Here is a 4,693-nt window from a genome sequence, read left to right as displayed (position 1 = left end):
ATGAAGCTTGTTTAGTGACAACTGACAAAGTCTAAATCACTACGTAAGTCTGAAAACTTTGTTCCGGTAATAGTTCACTTTGTCAGTTGGGTTGTTTCCTAAATGTATTAAAATTACTTAATCGTAAATCTAAAGGTTCCGGTAGATAAGCGTAAAGCAAAAACCCGAAAGGGCGCAACCTACTTCTTGGATCTCAGTAGCCCATACCCTCCCCTGTACCCCTTGCCTTATCAATGCTCCTTCCAAGTGCTTTGATGATCTTGGCAGCCATTTGCACTTTATTGGTCGGTATATTGGGAGCCTTGACCCCCATGGTCCTAAGTAATTTGAAGGCCATGTCCTTTTCCTTTGTGGGCAGTCCCATGACCTTGGCAAAGAACTTCCCCGGTTCCTTGGCATGGGCCTTTCTACCAATATAGGATTCCACATAGTTCCTTTTAAAGCCCATTGTCCTGTCAAAGGTCTTTTCGGCTGCTTGGTAAAAACTATCACGATCAAACCCTCTCTTGACCATCTTTCCGTTCAGCTCCACTTCGGATGCCTTGTGCTTGGCCATCGGGGAAAGGGTATAGGTGTTCGTTACGTCCCTTCTGCTTACTATGATATGGATATGGGTCTGTGGCCCCTCTTTTTGCATTCCTGCGGCAACAAGCTGTCCGTTCTGCTTATGAGGTGCCAATCTTTCTTGCTCCTTGATCCTTTTTTCAAGCTCTTTTACATTCCCTATGGATTCACCCCGTTCCACTTTCCGTATCTCGTTCCTCAGCCTTGCTATTTCTCCACGATACGGTGCATTCTCCTGAACCTGTTTGTCAAAGCCCCTATAGGTGCGTTCATGTTCGATCTTGGCATAGTATTTCAAGTTCTCGGCCTTTACCTGTTGGTTGCGATGGAAACTCTTGGCATAGTCCTCCATGAGCTTCCTTGTATATTCCCTGAGCATGTTTGGGTCATTTCCGATGGACTGTAATTCCCTTTTATTGGGACTGACCACTATGGAATAGAATTTCGGGTCTTTCTGCCTTAGTTTGGCCGTATTGGCATCTATTTCATCAATGACCGTTTGAGGACTTACGCTGTCGTTTTCTTGGTCAAAGAATTCCTCCCTTTGTTCGGGCAACCTTTCTTGGTTCTCCTTTTCCAGATAGTCCACATAGTTCCCCACACTGGAGTTGTAGGTACTGCCCATTTTCTGTGATGAGATGGTAAGGTACATGGTCGTTATCTTAATTGATGTTTCAAGCTTTCAAAATCCCCGATGCCCATATTGATTTTCAGATAAGGCTTTCCCATCATCGGCTCTACCTTTTCAACGTTGTTGAGGATTTCATTACAATGCTTTTTATAGCTTTCAAATTCGTGCAGTATTCTATCATGCTCTGTTTTTGCAACGGTGTTTTTTGGCTCCAAAAAATCCATTCGCTCTTCCTGTATTTGGATAGATTTAGGCTTGGGTTTCCTCCCATCTTTTACATAGGCCTCATAAAGTATCAATACCATTTCATAGGTGGGCCGGATACTGGTCTTTTCCATGTTCTTGATAATGGCGATGAGCCTATCGATTTTTTTCATCATTTGACGCTCCAGTTTTTTGATACTTTCAAGGATGATCTTTGTTCCCTCCCCAAAAGGGTCAAGGTTGTTCTCCTTGAAGTATTGTATCATTCCATCCAACACCTCACTATGTGACTTGTTGAACCTTTTGGAATAACTGCGAAAACGAGTGGCCGTTTCCTTCTTTACTGTGATATTCGTATAACCACCTGTCCCTTTCTTTGTTCTGCCGTTTGTTGATTGCTTTTCCATAGGTGCGATTTTGTTTTTTAGTGAAATTGCGTCAATTTTTTCGTCAAAAATTTCCAGTGTTTACTGGGCCTGCCAAAGGGTTTACTGTAGATTTCGGAAAAGTCTACTGTAGCCCCAATTTTTGCACAGTATTTCAAAACCACTTCAATCCATTGGTTTTCAACTTGTTGAAGACCCGAAAACAACCGTGATGGCGCAATTTGCGCATCACCCTCTTGCTATTCCCCTACGTCCCGCAAGCGGGACTGAATGAATACTACCTGATCATCCTTCGGCTGATCGGCTTGTCTGCATATGATCTATTAGATTCTGCATGTCCTCCCCTATCTTGTGTTCCAGTACCTTTGCATAAATCTGGGTAGTGGACAGTTTGGTATGGCCGAGCAGTTTGGAGACTGTTTCTATTGGGACTCCATTGGACAAGGTTACCGTTGTTGCAAATGTGTGCCTGGCTGAATGAAAGGATATTGTTTTGTAAATACCACAGGCCTTGGCAATTTCCTTTAGATATTTGTTTGTCTTTTGATTGGATAGCACAGGTAGTATTTTTGTATCGGTCTCTGGACTGTCCCAATACTTTTCAATGATTTCTTTTGCTTTGGGCAATAAGGGCAGTTTTACACTTTCCGATGTTTTTTCCCTTTTGGTATAGATCCATTGGTTTCCATCAATACCAAGTACCAGTTGGTTCTTTTCAAGTTCCCGGACATCTATATAGGATAGGCCAGTATAACAGGCGAAAAGGAAAGCATCCTTGACCTTTTCATACCCTGCCCCGGTGAAGTCCGTTTCTTCAATGAGCCTAAGCTCCCTTTCCGTCAGATAACTGCGTTCCGTTTTATGAAATCTGAGCTTATAGTTAATGAAAGGGTCTTTGTCCAACCATTCCAACTTAACGCCCAGCTTGACCATTTTCATCAAACGCTCCAAGTGTTTCATCGCCCCATTATTGGTACATTTCTTTCCCTTTTGGAGTTGCGGGCCGTTCAATAGATAGTGTTCAAAATCGGTAATGAACTTATAGTTCAATTGTTTCAATCGGATGTCGGGGAGTTTGTATTTGGATTCCAAAAAACGAAGGAGATACTTTTTGGTCCCATAATAGTTCTTCATCGTTCCGGGGCGAAGTACACTCTTTTGTGTTTTGTTATGATACTCGATAAGTTCAAGCAGGGTATTATGTTGCTCGTCCTGTCCTAAATAACGGGCCTTAATGGCCTGTGCCGTAATTACCTTTTCTTCCCGCAACAATACCTTGTGGGTGTCCATAATCTGGGCATATACCTCATCAAGGTAGCTGTTCAATAAACGGGCCTTGTGGGTCAGACCATGGAGCCTTCCCTTATTTTCATCCCATCCATTCACCGAAACATATCGTTTCAGACTAATCTCGGCCCGTTTTCCATTGACGGTGATTCGGGCATAAATGGTCAGCTTTTGGGGATTATTTGAAATGTTCCGAGTGAAGAGTAGTACTTTTAAAGTGTTGGAATTGCGCATAATACATAACTTTTGGGTTTGACAAAACAGGTTTGCAAAACACCCATGAACAGCGTCAAACGCTATCTAAATTATGCACAATGAACGTACCGAACCATTCACCGAACTCTACACCTTTTATATGGTTTTAAATGAATTCAATTGAATGCAATAAAAACAAAAAGCACTGTCAATCAGTCAGTTGACAGTGCTTTGATACCACTTGATTAGTGGTTCGTCGGGATGACTGAACCACCCATATGATTGTGTAAGCTCCCCTTAAAACCGAACTGTTTAAAAGTAGAATAATAATCTTAATTTTAAACAGCATTATGAGGAAGAGCAAATTTTCACCAACACAGATCGCGAAGATTTTAAAGGAGTTCGACAACGGCAAGTCCGTTGCCGAGATAACCCGTGACCATGGGGTCAGCTCCGCCGCATTCTACAAGTGGCGTTCGAAGTACGCCGGTATGAGCGGGAAGGAGCTCAAGCGCATCAAGGAGCTCGAGGAGGAGAACCGCAAGCTCAAGCAGATGTACGCCACTCTGGCCCTGGACCACCAAATGGCAAAGGAGATCATCGAAAAAAAGCTCTGAGGCCCTGCCACAAGCGCAGCATTGGCGAAGATCTTGCCCATTACGGCATCAGCAGGGCGTGCCGTGTCCTTAACATGAGCAAGAGCGTTTACTATTACAGTCCGTTGCCAAAGGATGACGGCGAGATCGAGCAGGCCCTTCGGGAAAAGGCCAGGGAACATCCGGAGGAGGGTTTCTGGATGGCCTATCACCGTTTGAGGGCGGAGGGAAGGCCGTGGAACCATAAGCGCGTCCACCGCGTCTACAGGGCACTGGGACTGCCCTTGAGAAGAAAGGCCAAGAAACGTCTGCCGGCACGTGTAAAGGAACCTTTGGAGGTCCCGGCAGAGGCGGACCATACTTGGAGCATGGACTTTGTCACCGACGTTTTGGAGAACAAACGGCGGTTCAGGGCACTCAACATCATGGACGATTACAACAGGGAGGCACTGCACATCGAAGTGGACTTTTCCCTGACAAGCAACCGGGTGGTCTGGGTGTTGAACCATCTGATAAACCGAAGGGGCAAGCCCAAACGCATACGTATGGACAACGGCCCGGAATTTATAGCAAAGCTCACCTCCCAATGGAGCGAGATGCACGGAATAGAGTTCAAATACATACAACCGGGAAAACCGACCCAGAACGCCTTTGTGGAAAGGTTCAACGGCAGTTTCAGGAGGGGGACCCTCAACAGGTTCATCTTTGAGGACATCGACCAAGTAAGGGAACAGGCACGGATTTGGATGGACGATTACAACAATTACAGGCCACACAAGGCCCTGGGATATGTGTCCCCAAAACAATATCTGGAACTTAATTCCTTGTGC

At 44.8% G+C, this 4,693-nt stretch carries 4 protein-coding genes; 1 reads left to right on the top strand and 3 read right to left on the bottom strand.

The window, feature by feature from the left end; translation table 11 throughout:
• Positions 1-193: 193 nt before the first annotated feature.
• The 3 genes from mobB to AC13CC_RS07065 form a co-directional block, all read right to left on the bottom strand.
• A complete protein-coding gene (gene mobB, locus AC13CC_RS07075) occupies positions 194-1,216 on the bottom strand; it encodes a MobB family relaxase (RefSeq protein WP_482875580.1) in 1,023 nt (340 codons plus the stop codon).
• 5 nt (positions 1,217-1,221) lie between these two features.
• Positions 1,222-1,806, bottom strand: a complete 585-nt coding sequence (locus AC13CC_RS07070) for a BfmA/BtgA family mobilization protein (protein ID WP_482875578.1) — start codon at positions 1,804-1,806, stop codon at positions 1,222-1,224.
• Positions 1,807-2,070: 264 nt separating this feature from the next.
• The gene (locus tag AC13CC_RS07065) at positions 2,071-3,306 is read right to left on the bottom strand and encodes a site-specific integrase (RefSeq protein WP_482875577.1); all 1,236 of its coding nucleotides are present in this window, start codon (positions 3,304-3,306) and stop codon (positions 2,071-2,073) included.
• 311 nt (positions 3,307-3,617) lie between these two features.
• Here AC13CC_RS07065 and AC13CC_RS07060 point away from each other — a divergent pair.
• A protein-coding gene (locus tag AC13CC_RS07060) for an IS3 family transposase (RefSeq protein ID WP_482875576.1) occupies positions 3,618-4,693 on the top strand; the annotation gives its coding sequence in 2 pieces (ribosomal slippage) (positions 3,618-3,879 and positions 3,879-4,693; 1,077 coding nt annotated over the 2 pieces). This gene is flagged as partial in the annotation.

It is taken from the genome of Flagellimonas sp. L-11, from assembly GCF_056857735.1.
The sequence above is the reverse complement of the archived record's forward strand: the minus strand, read 5'-3'. Positions and strand labels throughout refer to the sequence as shown.